This is a genomic window from Streptomyces sp. NPDC093018 (assembly GCF_040684035.1).
GTDB lineage: Bacteria > Actinomycetota > Actinomycetes > Streptomycetales > Streptomycetaceae > Streptomyces > Streptomyces murinus.
On the sequence record NZ_JBFBFF010000006.1, the window covers coordinates 238,691 to 252,375 of the forward strand.

The following is a 13,685-nucleotide window of genomic DNA, read 5'->3' on the forward strand; positions in this document are numbered from 1 at the left end:
CATCGGAAAGAAGACGCCGCACCGACACGCTCGGAGCAGCTGTACGCGCTCCTGGCCGTCCTCGACGACGGTATGGCGGCGCAGTCGGTCGCCTCTCGCGTGGTGGCGGCCTGTGAGCGGCCGGCCCCAGTGTCCGATGCGGTGGCCCGGACCGCCGACGAGCAGATCGCCGGCTACCACCAGCTGAACGTACGGCTTCACCAACTGCCCGTGGACGCCGTCGGCCTCGATGAACTCACCCGGCGTGCCGGGCGTCTGTTCGCCTCCAACCAGTGGATCCTCCACCAAGCGGTCACCCTCGTGGGCGCCCCCATCGGTCCTGATGCCCGGGCGGAGGCCGCGCGGCAGCGCCTGCACGGGCTGGGCCGCCCGGGAGACGGTCTGCGGCAGTTGCGTGACGAGGTCAGGGACCTGGCCGAAAGGGCCCGCGAGCAGGAGAGGGCCGCCTGAGGCACCTCGCCCCGGACCTCGGCGCTCCACCGGCAGGAGCGGACGGCAAGGCGCCGCACGCTACCTTGGTGCTGCGGTAAGATCGGCAGCCGCACGGCGGTGGGGCCCGCCGTCCCCAAACCGCGGTAGTAAGTCGCCGCCAACGGTCCCTACTTGAGACAGAGCACACCCCGGCGTGTCCTGGGTGTCGTCCGAGTAGGAGACCCGTGTGGGAGAGACTCAGCCCTCCACCCTCAACGAACCCACCGACCCCGATGTCGATCTGCACGCGCCCGCGCAACGGCGTGAGTTGCAGAGCGGGCAATGGTCGATCATCGCAGCCGTGGCCGTCGGCGGCGCGATAGGAGCCTGTGCCCGCTACGGAGCGGCTCAACTGTGGCCGACCTCCGGAGATGTCTTCCCCTGGACCACGTTCTGGGTGAACGTGATCGGCTGCGGCGTCATCGGCATATTCATGGTGATCATCACCGATGTGTGGGCCGCGCACCGCCTGGTCAGGCCCTTCTTCGGCACCGGAGTCCTCGGCGGCTTCACCACCTTCTCCACCTATGTCGTCGACATCCAGCGCCTGGTCGACCACGGACGCCCGAGCACCGGCTTGTACTACCTCGCCGCGACCGTGCTCAGCGCCCTCGCGGCGGTATGGACGGGCGCGCATCTCACCCGGCAGGTCACCAAGTGGAGGCAATCATGACGCGACTGACAGGGACCGCCCTGCGGCTGACCATCTTCATCGGCGAGAACGACACCTGGCGCCACAAGCCCCTCTTCTCCGAGATCGTGCACCGCGCTCATGGTGCGGGGCTGGCCGGCGCCAGCGTGTTCCGCGGCATCGAAGGCTTCGGGGCGACGTCCCTGATCCACACCAGCCGACTGCTGTCCCTGAGCGAGGACCTGCCCGTGGCGATCGTCATCGTCGACACCGAGGACCGCGTCCGCGCGTTCCTGCCCGAGCTGGACGAGCTGGTCGGTCAGGGCCTCGTGATCCTCGACGACTGCGAGGTCATCCGCTACATCGGCCGTGGCAAGGACGATCGATCGTAGAGTGAGCGGCCGCGGTGACCGCGAGACGGATGCCGGGCTATAGTCGCCAGGTCGCGAAAAACGATGTCCCGCGGATCTACCCCCCGGACATCGCGCATACATCGATGCGGATGGTTCTGATCGATGAGCGTCTCTTTGCCGGGACCGGGCATCCCGCCCGCTTTCGGCGCCGACCACCGCCGACGCCTGTCGGCGCGACAAAGGGGCGCAGTATGCGGAAGACCATCGCCATCGTCGGAGCAGGACTGGGCGGGCTGACGCTCGCGCGCGTGCTCCAGGCCCACGGCGTAACCGCGACGATCTACGAGAGCGAGGCCTCGGCGACGACCCGTGCGCAAGGCGGCCTGCTCGACATCCACGAGGAAACCGGACGGGTCGCGCTGCGCGCGGCCGGTCTGTACGACCAGTTCCTCGCTCTGGTCCGGCCGGGCGAGGACGCCAAGCGCGTGGTCGACCGCCACGGCACGATCCTGTTCGACCTGCCCGCGGACCCCGGTTCGGCCCGCCCGGAGGTGGATCGCGGCGAACTCAGGCGCCTGCTCATCGACTCGCTGACACCCGGGACGATCAGGTGGGGTCACAAGCTCGCCTCGGTCCACCGCCGTGCGGAGGGCGGCTACGACCTCGCCTTCGCGGACGGTTCCGCCACGCGCGCCGACATGGTCATCGGCGCGGACGGCGCCTGGTCGAAGGTGCGTCCGCTGCTCACCCACGCCGAGCCTCTGTACAGCGGAACCTGCTTCATCGAGATCGCCCTCGCCGCGGGCGCCCAGGACTGCCGGGCGAGCGTGGCCGCGATCGGCAGCGGCACGCTGATGGCGGTCGCGCCGGGCCGCGGCATCATCGCCCATCGCTGTGCCGACGGGCAGGTGCGCGGATACGTGGCGCTGAACAAGCCCGAGGAGTGGCTGAGGTCGATCGACTTCAGCGACCCGTCCGCGGGCCTCCGCCGCCTCGCCGACGAGTTCGACGACTGGTCGCCGCTGCTCACCGCCTTCGTGACGCGGAGCGACGCGGAACCGTTGCTCCGGCCCATCCACGCCCTGCCCGTCGGGCTCCAATGGGACAGGATGCCCGGCGTGACGCTCGTCGGCGACGCCGCGCATCTGATGTCGCCCTTCGCCGGGGAGGGTGCGAACCTCGCCATGTACGACGGCGCCGACCTGGCGGGCAAGTTGGTCGAGGAACCCGACGTCGAAGCCGCGCTCACCGCCTACGAGGAGCGGCTGTTCCCGCGTGGTCGCGACGCCGCCGACCGCTCGGCGAACAACCTGGAGGTGTTCTTCGGCCAGGAAGCACCGCAGAGCGTGGCCGCGCTGTTCAGCTGAGCCCCGCGCGTCGACGCACTCCTACCTGCCCGGGGTCACGGCTGGTTGCCATTGGAGGCGAGGCGGGCGCCCATCTCCGCGTTGGCGCGCTCGGACCGGCTGTTGGCTTGGTCGTGCTTGAGCCGGAGGTAGTCGTACAGGGCCCGTACGCACAGATCCCGGGTGCGGTACGTCGCGTCCGAGGCCAGTTCGAGTTCCTCGGTGACCTCCACCAACTCCCCGTCGGCCGTGGTGTACACGGGGTGCCAGACGAGTTCCACCGCCGGGTTGAGCGCCATGACCACGCGCAGCTGCGGGACCTCCTGCGCGATGAGCACGCTGTCGGGGTTGTACGCCCGCAGGAAGATATGGACGGGACCGCGGGCGCGGGTCACGAACGCCTTGGACAGGACGTTCCACATCGGCGTCTTGAGCATCCAGTCCATGGTCAGCTGGAGTTCGTTGACCACACTGCCGAAAGGAGTGGACTCCAGGGGCGTATGGCCCTTGGAGCGCGCGTAGACGCTGGTGTCGATGCCACCGGACCACAGGGCCATCGTCGGCCGGTCGATCTCCAGGTAGTCGCCGATGAGCCGCACCAACTCCTGGTACCAGCTGTTCGACGCGCGATGGTCGCGCTGCTCCTGGCGTTCGGTGAACATCGCCAGCGCCTCGTCGTTGAGCTGTCCCTGTTCGGCGATGCCGCCCAGGATCAGCTGCCAGGCGGCGTCCGTGACGTCCTGCGGGAAGCCCACCTTGTCCATCAGGTCGCGGAAGGTGCCCCACTCGCCGTGCCCGGTGGGATCGGCGGCATTGCGCCGCGCCTCCTCCCTGACAGCGGGATCCCCCTGGCCCTGCACACGTTGCACATACCGGGTGACGGCCGCGTTGCCCACGGTCCGCTGGAGGGCGGCGAGCCCGGCGGGTCGCGGCGCCCGTCCGGCGGCGAACTGCGGTTCCGGGCCCTGTATCTGCCTCCTCCGCGCCGCCGCGGGCGCCTCCGGCACCGGGGATGTCGCTCTGTCTCGCACGCGCTGACCAGCCCTCCGGTCACTCAGGCCGCTGTCGGCTCCGAGGGCCGACGCTAGGCTCTCGATACGACCCCCGCAAGGGCCGGAAGGGCAGCCGGGAGGGCAGCTGGAAGGGCATGGCGAACCGGCGCGCCGACGACCCACCGGCCACGCCGGATCGAGCCGCGGGCGACGCCGGACGATGGTCTGAACCACGAGTTGAGAGGGTCGAGGCCGATGCCAGGTCGGCGTGGCCGGTCACACTCCGATGAAGCTCACGGCCTCCGTCAGGTCCGCCCGCCCGGTACGCAGCCGTGGCACGCCGACCTTCTCGAAGCCCACCGAGACGCCGCAGAACAGTACGAGCCCGTCATCGGCTCCGACGATCTGGCCGACGGTCTCGCGATACATCGTCCACATCACCTGAGGGCAGCTGTGCAGCCCTTCCGCCCTCAGCAACAGCATGACCGTCTGCAAGTACATCCCCGCGTCCCCCCACTGCCCTGGCCCCATCGTCTGATCGAGGTAGCAGAACAGCACGACCGGGGCTCCGAACGCCTGCGAGTTCAAGGCGGCGATTTTCATGGGCCGTTCGGGGTCGTCGCGCTCGATTCCCAGTGCCTTGTACCGCTGAGCAGCCGCGGCGGAAAAGCGGTCCACGTACGGCGAGGTCAGTTCGGCCGGGTACATCGGGTACTCCCGCTCATCACCCGGGTCCCCGGCCAGTGCCCTGGCTGTGGCGCGCCTCTTGAGCTCGGCCAGGGGCTCGCCGGTCACGACGTACACATGCCATGGCTGGAGGTTCCCACTGGACGGAGCCCGTGTCGCTGCGGCCAGCACGCGTTCGAGTATCTCTCTGGACACCGGCTCATCGCTGAACGCCCGCACAGCCCGGCGACTGTCCACGGCGTCATACACATCCACGCCCGCTCTTCCTCCCACTCGTCGAATTCGACTGCCGAGCTGGTCGGACATCCGCTCGTCTACTGGCCGGTGCTGATCCTTTCAAGGAGGCATGTGAGGATCGACTCGGCATGAGTCCACAGCAGGGCACCGCCGATCCCCGGCACGACATGATGACGAGCACCGGGCACACGGGCAGCGAGCAGCGCTCCGTTGTCGGGTGAGTGACTGGTGTCCTGCTCGCCGTACCAGATGTCGACGGGGACGGCGATCTCGTCGAGGGCGAACGGCCACCGCCCCATCGCCAGGACCGTGTCACGGGCGTAGCCGGCGGCGCCTTGGGCGAATCCCTCGTCCAAGGCCCTGCGGTAACCGGCCGCGAAATCGGGATTCTGGTACACGGCAAGGTCACACCCCGGGCTCCCGGCCATGACCATGTCCCACATCGCATCCGCGGTGAAGCCCGCGAAGAACTCCTCGGCACCGGCCGGGTCGCACGCGGTCCGCTCGACCAGACCACGCAGGTCCGCGTTCAGCACGGAAGCGAACTCCGGCCTGGCGACCTCGTCCGCACCGGAGACGACAGCCAGTGCCGAGGCGACCCCCTCCGCGGCGCAGGCAAGTGCGAAGGGCGCGCCTTGCGAATTCCCGACCACAACAGGTCGCTCCAGCCCCCGCTGCACACAGAGTTGGCGCATATCTCCGGCGAAGTCGCAGAAGGTCCGCCCAGGGGCGGGCGTCGAGACACCGAGACCCGGACGATCCACAGAGACGAGACGCACTCCGAGCGCCTCGACCACGCCTGCGCCGAATCCGAGCCACCGGCTCGTCGCCGCACCAGGACACAGCACAACAGGCGTCCCGTCCAACGGCCCCCACTCCGCCCAGCCGAGCAGCCGCCCGTCGGACAGCGCACTTTCACCCAGCCGGGCAGGAACGTCGGTGTAACCAGTCATGATCACCATCATGTCCATGGACCTGAAGTCCCGCACCCGACTTTCGCCATGGCACAGAGAAACTGGGCGACGACACTGCCGCCGGTCCCGATCAACAACCGGGGCAAGACGTCGACCGCTGACTACCGGCCCGCCGGCTGGAAGCAGCAGATGAACTGCTGGGACCGCCTCCACTGCGGCCCCCCTTTCGGTTGCCCGGGCTGCGACGACGGCCAGGAACGCGTGGGCGAGCATGGCCAGCGTGATGTGCCGGTACCAGCCCGGACAACGACGGACCTCGTACTGGTCGAGGGCGCATTCGTTCCTGGCGGCCTGGAAGGCTTCCTCGATCGCCCGGCGCGAGCCGGCGATCCGGACCAGCTCAACAACGCTGGTGCCGCCCGGGGCGTAGGCGACGTAGTAGGCGATCTCGTCCGGGCGGGTCAGGCTGCGGCGGGCCAGTCGTAGAGGCGCGGGCCTTTGGCGCCGTCACCGCAGGAATAGCGCTTCCATGCCTCGCCGGGGGCATCGGCGATAGCCTGGTCAATACGGCCGAAGGGAGCGTGCGGTTGCTGTGACTTCGGCACGGCCAGGACGTGGCCGACCCCGGCTTCTTCCAGGGTGCGGCGCATGCGCCATTCCTGCCCGTACGCACAGTCGCCCGTCACCCAGGCGATCGGCAAGGATGAGGCCAGCGCCCGCAGGATCATCCCGCGAGCCAACTCGCCCTTGGTCGTGAAGACGCGGCTGTCAGGAATCTTCGCCAACCGGCACCGGTCCGCATCCGAGGTCCAGGACTTCTGCACCCCAGCGGACGTGGTGCCCTTCTTGAGGAAACCGGTGTCGTCCACGATCAGGACCCCTCTGGGGTGCCGAGGCGCTCGGCGACGTACCGCCGCACGTCGTCCCGGACCGCGTCGACGTCCAAGGCCGCACCATTCAGCAGATGCCGGAAGCCTGCCGGCCCGCGGTGACCTGCGTACTCAGCGAGCCGCCAGCCGTTCTTCCGCTTCGCTGGAGCCAGCAGACCACGCACGTAGTCCCGCACCCGCCACCGCAGATCCACCCTCGAGAACCGGCCCGCAACCCGCGCGAACACCGACTCCAACTCCGGCGACGGTGGGAGTGGAATGAGCCTCCGTCAACTGAAGAAGCAGGTCGAAGGGCTGGCGTGACGGTCGCCCCAGGTTCTCACGCTGGTCGGAGGCGGCAGTCTCCGGACCGCCGGTGTCAGGACCGGGCGATCTCGCCATGGCGGTCGATGAAGCGTCCGGTGCCAGCACCGGGCCCCTCGGTGGCGAGGGCGACGATCGCGTCCGTGCCCTCGGTGACGGTCTGGGAGCCGCTGTGACCGTTTATGTCGGTCGCGGTGTAGCCGGGGTCGGCGGCGTTGACGCGAACGCCCTTGAGCCCCTTGGCGTACTGCGTGGTCAACATCGTCAGCGCCGCCTTCGAGGAGGCGTACAGCGGCGCGACGACATGCGACTCGGTCCGGGCGGGGTCGTGGGTGAAGGCGAGGGAGCCCATGCCGCTGCTGACGTTGATGATCACGGGGTCGTCCGAGCGGCGCAGCAGCGGCAGGAACGCGGTGGTGGTGCGGACGACGCCGATGACGTTGACGTCGAGGACGGCGTGGGCGTCGGCGGCGGTGAGATCGCCGGGATCGCCGAAGGGACCCTGGACGCCCGCGTTGTTGATCAGGACGTCGATCCTGCCCTCGTGCTCGGCGACGTCCGCGGCGGCGGCGGCCACGGACGCGTCGTCGGTCACGTCGATGGGGACGAAGCGTACGCCCAGCGCGGCGGCTGCCTCCTCACCCCGCGCACGGTCGCGGGCTCCCAGGAGAACGGTGTGACCGCACGCGATGAGGCGGCGGGCGGTCTCGCGGCCGATGCCCTTGTTGGCTCCGGTGATGAAAGTGATCGTCATGCCTTCGATGGTTGCCTGGACGAGGGAGCCGGACCAGGGACGCTTCGACGGTGGGAAGACCAGTACCACCCTCGCGTCCCCGCATGTGATCGGGGACGCGGGAGGATGGAGAGCATGACGACGACACCCCCCGGAGCTGGACTGGGCGCGATGATCCGCGTGTGGCGGAACCGGCTGCCCCCGTCAGCCGCTGGGCTGCCGGTCGTCCGCAAGCGCCGGGCTGTCGGGCTGCGGCGCGAGGAACTGGCCGACCTGGCCGGAGTGTCGGTCGACTACGTCGTGCGTCTGGAGCAGGGGCGGGCCACGACACCCTCGGCGTCGGTGGTGGCGTCCCTGGCGCGCGCCCTCCAATTGTCCACCGCCGAGCGGGACCACCTCTACCGGCTGGCCCAGATCGTGCCGCCGGCGGACGGCACGATCTGCGACCATCTCCCGCCCGGTATGCAACGGGTACTCGTCCGCCTCGGAGACGTACCGGTGGCCGTGTTCGCGGCGGACTGGCAACTGGTGTGGTGGAACCACGGGTGGGCTGCCCTGCTGGGAGACCCCTTGGCCTCGCCGCCGCGCATGCGCAACTTCGCCCGCGACAGGTTCCCGGTGGACGTCGATCACACCCCCCTCGTGCTGTGGCCGGTCACCGATACGGACCCCGACACCACCGACGCCGCCCTCGTCTCCGATCTACGCCGCGCCACCGGCCGCTTCCCCCGGGACAGCCGCCTGGCCGCGCTGGTTCGCGACCTGAACGCAGGCAACGAGAGGTTCGCCGAGCTGTGGGCGAAGGGAGAGGTGGCCGCGAACCGTGAGGTCCGCAAGAGGGTCGATCACCCGTCGGTGGGCCCGGTCACGGTGGACTGCGATGTCCTGGCCGACGGCGACACCGAGCTCAAGATCGTCATCATGACCGCCGCGCCGGGCAGCGAGGACGAGACCAAACTCCAGCTCACCACCGTCGTCGGCCCGCCGGCCGGCACACGCAACTGATCCGCCCCGCGCGACGGGACGCCCTTGTACTCTCACAGGCCCGGAACGGAAGGCACAGTGATCCCCGTGCCGCTGCACCGCTGGAGGGATCTCGGCATCCTCGGCGCCACCGGCCCCGGGGAACACGGTCCCTTCGGCCCCCGGCCCGAACCCGAAGAGGATGAGACCGCTGCCGTATGCAGCACACCCGGGCCTCATCAGGAGCGGGGAACCGGCGGATCTCGTCGTAGGTATGGGGCGCGCTGAGTACCTTGCGGGCGTTGGTGGTGATCATGTGTAGTTCGCGAATGGCGGCGAGAGTGGGCAGCCGGTCCCGCCGGTGATGTCCGGCCGTAGGTGTAAGTCGCTTGTGCACGGTAAGCGGTGAGGCGTCGAGCTTCTGATCGTCGATCATGGTCGTGTGATGGGGAACGCGTCTCGTACCGCGATCATCAGCGACCGTAGGATCACGGGCCTGTCGGCCAACGTGATCGCTGAACTCGTCGCAGAGCTGGGCCCCTTGTGGCACGAACGGCACCAGGTCAAGCTTGCGTCCAGGCCGCGGTCGGGGGTGCGGTTGCGGACCCTGGCCGAGGTCATCGACCACCTCGGTGCCGACGGGAAGACCGGGCTCATCGACGGCACCGAAATCCGGGTCCGCCGGCCGGCCGCCGGGCGTAGAACGCCCCCGACTGGTACGAGGAGATGCACGGACGACAGCGAAAAGCCCACTCCTCGCGACGCATCCGCATCGAACACGGCATCGCCCACCTGAAGAACTGGCGGGCCCTGGCGCGCCACCTCGGCCGCCGCGAGCACATGAGCGACACCACTGCTTACCGTGCACGAGCTCGTTAGCCGGCCGCCCCCCGGCGTACCAAAGCTGCCCCGACATGCACTGGTCCGACAGGCCCCGTAAGGGACCAGGATTCTGGGGCCGACACGTGTTGAGAGCCCCCCAGAACCTGCGGCACCGGCGCGGGGCTCACGGAGCTGTGGGCGCTGCTGGACGGTGCCCGGCGGATGCGATCCTCAGTTGTATTCGAACCAGGTCAGAATGGCCTTGACACGTCGATTGTCCTCGTCGGGAGGCATGCCGAGCTTCACGAAAACGTTCGCCACATGCTTACTCACGGCAGCGCCAGAAAGAAACAGCTCCGCCGCGATTTCCGCGTTGGAGCGCCCCTCGGCCATGTGGGCGAGCACTTCCCTTTCACGAGCGGTGAGCCGGGCAAGCGGCCCCTGCGGCGAGTCCGCGCGGGTGACATGGCGAACAACCTCGGGATCGATCACGACGCCACCTGCGGAGACCGTCTCGACAGCCCGCAGGAAGTCGGCGACTCTACCCACTTTCTCCTTGAGCAGGTACCCGACGGCTCCGTCGGCACCCGGGCCGTTCAGAAGCTCCCTCACATAGGGGCCCGTGACGTAGGCGGAGAGAACCAACACCGGTAGGTCCCGGTGACGGGAGCGCAGATCGATCGCGGCACGCAGTCCGTCGTCGGTGTTTCTGGGGGGCATTCGGACATCCGTGATCACCATGTTCGGGGCGGCTCCGGCGCGCACCAGCTCATCGACCGCGGCGACCAGTTCGCCGGCATCCTCGCATTCGCGGATGACATCATAAGAGTGGGAGGTCAGGATTTCCCGGATGCCGGCCCTTATCAGCACGCTGTCATCTGCCAGAACAATTCTCATGACCCCCCTCCCCGGGGAATTTCCTGCTTCAATTTATCACCATGGGGGTTGACTGGGAGCGGACGCCACAACGAGCGTCCCGCCATCCTGTGGGCTGATGATTTCGAGATTCCCGCCGACACTTCGCATTCGCTCGCGCAGTCCGGCGAGCCCGGAGCCCGTGTCGATTCTCGCACCGCCGACACCATCGTCATGCACCCGCACATGTACGTCTGTCGTGGCGCATCGTAGATCGATCCGAGCACTTCCCACATCTGCGTGTTTCGAGATGTTCGTCAGGGCTTCGGACACCGTGAAGTATACGGCGGTCGCGGTCTGTGACGAAAGCTGGGTGTCATCGCCGGTGCTGGTCAATTCAACCCGCAAAGGTGATCGTGCGGCCAGCTCTCGGACGGCGGCGATGAGACCGAGGTCGCTCAGTTCGCGGGGATGGATGTCGCGCACCGTGTCCCTCAGCCGTTCGAGTGCGCGCTCCGCGTGAGCCCGGGCCTGCCGCGCCAGCCGCACGATTCGTTCCTGATCGGTGGCTGCGGCTGCGGCCGTGGCTTCCAGCATCCCGAGACGCATGACGACGGCGACGAGTTCCTGTTGGGCGCCGTCGTGCAGATCGCGTTCGATGCGCTGTCGCTCGAATTCGAAGGCCGCTGTCAACGAAGCCCGACTGGTCCGGAGCTCCTCCAGTTTCGCGACCAGATCCGGGTCCCGGCTTCTGGAGAAGGCACGCAGGAGGAAGTCGCGAAGAAATGATGCGCCGGTCAGTACGGTAGTGGTGACCGCGCCGAGAATGATGCCTGCGGGCATCGCCAGGAGGGTTTCCCCGACGGATTCAGGGGTGAATGGACCGACCTGCGCAGCGATACCGAAGAGCCAGAAGACGGGGGAGAACACCAACGCGGCAGCGCCGATGAATCCGAAGAAGGCCACCAGCAGTGACAGTGCGGACAGGGGTACGGCGGTCACCAAGACTGGGAGGTCGGTGCGCCACATCGACCGTGAACGCAGCCGAAGTGCCACCCACTGGGCCCAGCTGTGGTCAGAGGGTTTCAGGGGCATCGTCTCGACGCCGCACCACCGGGCTCTCGAACGGTCCGCCTCCGCCACCACCGGGGCCGAGACCGGCGCGATGAGAATGGAAAGCAGCAGAATCGGAAAAGCCATTGCCTCGATGCATTCCGTCAGCACCCTCCGGGCAATACGAATCTGCGCCATGCCCGTAATTGTCGCATACTGCGGATCGCGCAAAAGGTAGACCTAGGTCTACCTTCAAGCAGTGCAGACACCCGTGTGGCTCCCGCCGCGCCCTGCTTAGCTCGATGCATGCCTACCTCAGCTGCCGCTTCCGTGCCATGCATCCGTTTGCGCGGCCTTCATATGGACTTCCCCGTCCCGGGCCGTCGACGCGAGACGGCGCGCGTCCTGCACGATATCGACCTGGACATCCCCGAAGGCCAGCTGACCGCCATCGTCGGCCCCTCCGGGTCGGGCAAGTCGACGCTCCTGCTCTGCATGGCTGGTCTGGAGCAAGCGACCGCGGGTTCCATCGAGGTCCTGGGAACGGATGTCGTGTCGCTCCCCCCTCGCAAGCAGGCCGCATTCCGCAGTGAGAACGTCGGATTCATCTTCCAGGAGTACAACCTCGTCAGCTCGCTGACGGTCGAGGACAACATAGCCCTGCCGGCGCGACTCGCCGGCCATCGGGTGCCCAGGTCGAGAGTCGGCGACGCCATGTCGAGGCTCGGTATCGCCCAGCACGCCCGGCGGCGCCCCGACCGGCTCTCCGGAGGGGAACGCCAACGCGTCGCGGTGGCCCGGGTCGTCGCGAATCAGCCGCGGATCGTCTTCGCCGACGAGCCGACCGGCGCGCTCGACCTCAAGTCGGGTCACGTTGTGCTCGATTGGCTGCAGGCGCTTCCCTCGCAGGGAACCACGGTCCTCATGGTCACACACGATCCTCATGCAGCCGCACGTGCTGACCAGGTCGTGGTGCTGGGGTCCGGGCGAGTGCACGCCGTCATTCCTGGTGGCGACTCCCACGCGGTGAGCGATGCCGTCCTCGCGGCGCAGTCGGAGGACGAAGCGGGTGAGCAGGCATCGTGATGCGACTTGTCCTGTCGGACATTCGGATGCAGGCGTCCATGTGGTGGTGGACGTTCCTGTGCGCAGTGGTCGGTGCGGCATGCTCAGCGGGCTCGGTCATCGCCATGTTCACCGCCGTCTCGGCAGCGCGAGCGGCGGGTGATGCGCGGATGGTCTCCGCGTCGATCGCACTCGGCGGCAACATCGTCTTCTTCACCGTGCTTGCCGCCGTGGGCATCGTCGCGTCCACCGTCGGACTGACCTTGACGACCCAGCGACGCGATCACGCCCTGTGGGCGATCCTCGGGATCCCGCGCAATCGCATCAGATCCATTCTGCGCACGGAACTGATCGTGCTCGGCACCGCAGCCGGCGCGCTGGCAGTACCGCTGGCCCCTCTTGTCGCGAGCACCGCCCTCTCGCAGTGGACGGCCACGGGACTCGACCTGCACGGAGCCACGGCCGGATTCCGGCTCTGGCACGTCGGGGCGAGCGTGTTGTCCGGAGTGGTTCCGTGTCTGCTCGGCGGCTGGGGAGTCACACGCCGCGCCGCCAGGACACCGGAGATGCGCGCGTTCCGAGACCTCTCCGATCCACCGGCGCGGCCCGGCGTCACGCGCAGTGTTCTCGCCCTCTGCCTTCTCGCGGGTGTGGTCGGGATGTGGATTCCTGGGCTGGGACTCGAACTCGAAGGCGGGATCGAACAGCGGACGGCCTTCGCTTTCGCCGGCGACCTCTTTCTCATCTGCCTGTTGCTGCTGATGGGGCCGTGGGTGCTCACACCTCTGATGAGGTTCTGGACCGCACTCGTGCCCTCGCGCGGTGTCGCCTGGCGCCTCGCCGTGCAATCGTGCCGCACCCGCGCGGCGAGAAGCGTCACCACGGTGCTGCCCTTCGCCCTCTCCTTGTCGTTCGTCGGACTCTTCATGGTCATGGGGAACGTCATGCCCGGAAGCGCCGCCGGGCTGGACGATGTCCTGGTCGTACTGGGCTGGGTCTTCGTCGTGTCCTGGGTCGGCGGCCTCGCTGTGATCGCTCTGGTCGGGCGGGAACGCACACGTGATTCCGCCATCGTGGCGGTCGCCGGTGCGCGACCAGGCGTGGTCACCCGATCCACGATCTATGAGGGAGTGATCTATGCGGGGACGGCGATCATCTTCGGCGGGATCTCCATCGCGGTGACGAGTGCCACCATCGCCGCGGGCGCCAAGATCAGCGTCGTCCGGGTTCTGGACGGCCTCCCCTGGGCGACTCTCGGTGTGCTCGCCGGCGTGACGCTTGTGACCACCTGCCTCGCTCTGGCCCTCCAAGCCGCCCGTGTGTCGCGCACGGTCGCAGCCCGGGCTCTGCGCTCGTGAGGCAACGAACTC

General features: G+C 68.3%; 13 protein-coding genes and 2 pseudogenes. 8 read left to right on the top strand and 7 right to left on the bottom strand.

From position 1 onward, the window contains the following. Window positions 1-141 precede the first annotated feature (141 nt). From AB0N90_RS16915 to AB0N90_RS16930, 4 genes are all read left to right on the top strand, one after another. A complete protein-coding gene (locus AB0N90_RS16915) occupies window positions 142-450 on the top strand; it encodes a hypothetical protein (RefSeq protein ID WP_365197140.1) in 309 nt (102 codons plus the stop codon). Window positions 451-658: 208 nt separating this feature from the next. Beyond that, window positions 659-1,144 carry a fluoride efflux transporter CrcB gene (gene crcB / locus AB0N90_RS16920; protein ID WP_365197142.1) on the top strand — a complete coding sequence of 162 codons (486 nt, stop codon included), beginning with the start codon at window positions 659-661 and terminating at the stop codon, window positions 1,142-1,144. Then, complete coding sequence (locus AB0N90_RS16925; RefSeq protein WP_365197145.1) at window positions 1,141-1,494, top strand: DUF190 domain-containing protein; 354 nt, start codon at window positions 1,141-1,143, stop codon at window positions 1,492-1,494. Before crcB ends, AB0N90_RS16925 begins: the two co-directional genes overlap by 4 nt. A gap of 212 nt (window positions 1,495-1,706) precedes the next feature. Continuing rightward, window positions 1,707-2,822: an NAD(P)/FAD-dependent oxidoreductase gene (locus AB0N90_RS16930; protein WP_365197148.1), complete on the top strand. Its 1,116-nt coding sequence runs from the start codon at window positions 1,707-1,709 to the stop codon at window positions 2,820-2,822. 35 nt (window positions 2,823-2,857) lie between these two features. On the opposite strand, the gene AB0N90_RS16935 is transcribed toward AB0N90_RS16930, so the two are convergent. The 3 genes from AB0N90_RS16935 to AB0N90_RS16945 all read right to left on the bottom strand — a co-directional run bounded on the left by AB0N90_RS16935 (window position 2,858) and on the right by AB0N90_RS16945 (window position 5,679). Continuing rightward, window positions 2,858-3,832 carry a hypothetical protein gene (locus AB0N90_RS16935; RefSeq protein WP_365197151.1) on the bottom strand — a complete coding sequence of 325 codons (975 nt, stop codon included), beginning with the start codon at window positions 3,830-3,832 and terminating at the stop codon, window positions 2,858-2,860. Window positions 3,833-4,069: 237 nt separating this feature from the next. Beyond that, the gene (locus AB0N90_RS16940) at window positions 4,070-4,735 is read right to left on the bottom strand and encodes a nitroreductase (RefSeq protein ID WP_365197153.1); all 666 of its coding nucleotides are present in this window, start codon (window positions 4,733-4,735) and stop codon (window positions 4,070-4,072) included. 59 nt (window positions 4,736-4,794) lie between these two features. After that, window positions 4,795-5,679, bottom strand: coding sequence for an alpha/beta hydrolase (locus AB0N90_RS16945; RefSeq protein WP_365197382.1), 885 nt, complete (start codon window positions 5,677-5,679; stop codon window positions 4,795-4,797). A gap of 75 nt (window positions 5,680-5,754) precedes the next feature. Here AB0N90_RS16945 and AB0N90_RS16950 point away from each other — a divergent pair. Continuing rightward, a pseudogene (locus AB0N90_RS16950) lies at window positions 5,755-5,844 on the top strand (DUF1772 domain-containing protein); the annotation flags it as partial. 36 nt (window positions 5,845-5,880) lie between these two features. On the opposite strand, the pseudogene AB0N90_RS16955 reads toward AB0N90_RS16950, so the two are convergent. Next, window positions 5,881-6,781, bottom strand: a pseudogene (locus AB0N90_RS16955) (transposase); the annotation flags it as partial. 98 nt (window positions 6,782-6,879) lie between these two features. Then, window positions 6,880-7,578 (bottom strand): SDR family NAD(P)-dependent oxidoreductase, encoded by a 699-nt coding sequence (locus AB0N90_RS16960; protein WP_365197156.1) that lies wholly within the window; start codon window positions 7,576-7,578, stop codon window positions 6,880-6,882. Between the two features lie 114 nt (window positions 7,579-7,692). Here AB0N90_RS16960 and AB0N90_RS16965 point away from each other — a divergent pair, with 114 nt between their 5' ends. Then, window positions 7,693-8,562 (top strand): helix-turn-helix transcriptional regulator, encoded by an 870-nt coding sequence (locus AB0N90_RS16965; protein ID WP_365197158.1) that lies wholly within the window; start codon window positions 7,693-7,695, stop codon window positions 8,560-8,562. 1,011 nt (window positions 8,563-9,573) lie between these two features. On the opposite strand, the gene AB0N90_RS16970 is transcribed toward AB0N90_RS16965, so the two are convergent. Both AB0N90_RS16970 and AB0N90_RS16975 read right to left on the bottom strand, forming a co-directional pair. Next, on the bottom strand, window positions 9,574-10,239 hold the full coding sequence (locus AB0N90_RS16970) for a response regulator transcription factor (RefSeq protein ID WP_361672964.1): 666 nt from the start codon (window positions 10,237-10,239) through the stop codon (window positions 9,574-9,576). A gap of 36 nt (window positions 10,240-10,275) precedes the next feature. Next, window positions 10,276-11,448 carry a sensor histidine kinase gene (locus AB0N90_RS16975; protein ID WP_365197161.1) on the bottom strand — a complete coding sequence of 391 codons (1,173 nt, stop codon included), beginning with the start codon at window positions 11,446-11,448 and terminating at the stop codon, window positions 10,276-10,278. A gap of 162 nt (window positions 11,449-11,610) precedes the next feature. On the opposite strand from AB0N90_RS16975, the gene AB0N90_RS16980 reads away from it, so the two are divergent. Then, window positions 11,611-12,336: an ABC transporter ATP-binding protein gene (locus AB0N90_RS16980; protein WP_365197164.1), complete on the top strand. Its 726-nt coding sequence runs from the start codon at window positions 11,611-11,613 to the stop codon at window positions 12,334-12,336. Beyond that, window positions 12,336-13,673 carry an FtsX-like permease family protein gene (locus AB0N90_RS16985; protein WP_365197166.1) on the top strand — a complete coding sequence of 446 codons (1,338 nt, stop codon included), beginning with the start codon at window positions 12,336-12,338 and terminating at the stop codon, window positions 13,671-13,673. The genes AB0N90_RS16980 and AB0N90_RS16985 overlap by 1 nt, the downstream gene beginning before the upstream one ends. Window positions 13,674-13,685 lie beyond the last annotated feature (12 nt).